We start from the raw sequence: 1,065 nt of genomic DNA, 5'->3' as shown, positions 1-1,065 counted from the left end.
CCTAGGTGTATTGATCATGAGCGTTGTTAACGCTGGCGGGGCTTGATCATGGCGAAGACCTCCGGTGTGGTGGAGGTGTCGAGTCTTCACCGCACGGAGGTCTTCGTGTCCCACCGTAATGCCCGGCTGACCGTTCACGGCAGGCGGCTTCTCGTCGAGCGCGTCCGTACGGGGCGTCCCATCGCGCACGTCGCGGCCGAGATGGGCATCTCGCGTGTCACCGCCCACAAGTGGCTCCGCCGCTGGCGGGCCGAAGGCGAGCAAGGTCTGCACGACCGCTCCAGCCGTCCCCGCACGACACCGCACCGAACCCCGGCGGCGACCGAGGCCCACGTGTGCCGCCTGCGCCAGGACCGCAAGCTCGGCCCCGCCCGCCTCGGGCCGATCCTGGGCCTGCCCGCCTCCACCACCCACCGGATCCTGACCCGGCACGGCCTGAACCGCCTGGCCTTCCTGGACCGGCCCACCGGCCAGGTCATCCGCCGCTACGAACGCGACCGGCCCGGCGAACTCATCCACGTCGACGTCAAGAAACTCGGCCGGATCCCCGACGGCGGCGGCCACAAGGTCCTGGGCCGCCAGGCCGGCCGAGCCACCCGCGGCGGCATGGGCTTCGACTACATCCACTCCGCCGTCGACGACCACACCCGCCTCGCCTACAGCGAGATCCACGGCGACGAGAAGGCCGCCACCTGCGCGGGCTTCCTGCGCCGTGCCGCCACCTTCTTCACCGCCCACGGCATCGACCACATCGAGCGGGTCCTGACCGACAACGCCTGGCCCTACCGCAAGAGCTTCGCCTGGCGCGACGCCCTGGCCGACCTCGGCGCGGCCGGCAAACGCACCCGCGCCTACCGGCCGCAGACCAACGGCAAGGTCGAACGCTTCAACCGCACCCTGCTCGACGAATGGGCCTACCTGCGGCCCTACACCAGCAACCACGAACGAACAGCAGCCCTGACAGAATTCCTGCACACCTACAACCACCACCGCTGCCACACCGCACTCGGCGGCCACCCACCGATCACCCGCGTGAACAACCCTGCGGGTCAATACACCTAGGTC

The 1,065-nt window shown here is 69.7% G+C and carries 1 protein-coding gene; it reads left to right on the top strand.

The window, feature by feature from the left end; genetic code table 11:
• The first annotated feature begins 105 nt into the window (after positions 1-105).
• Positions 106-1,062: an IS481 family transposase gene (locus tag ACIBIW_RS36760; RefSeq protein WP_399342893.1), complete on the top strand. Its 957-nt coding sequence runs from the start codon at positions 106-108 to the stop codon at positions 1,060-1,062.
• Positions 1,063-1,065: the final 3 nt, after the last annotated feature.

The organism is Streptomyces sp. NPDC050560, from assembly GCF_044457285.1.
Taxonomy (GTDB): domain Bacteria; phylum Actinomycetota; class Actinomycetes; order Streptomycetales; family Streptomycetaceae; genus Streptomyces.
Note: the sequence above shows the minus strand (reverse complement) of the source record. Positions and strands in the feature narration are given on the sequence as shown.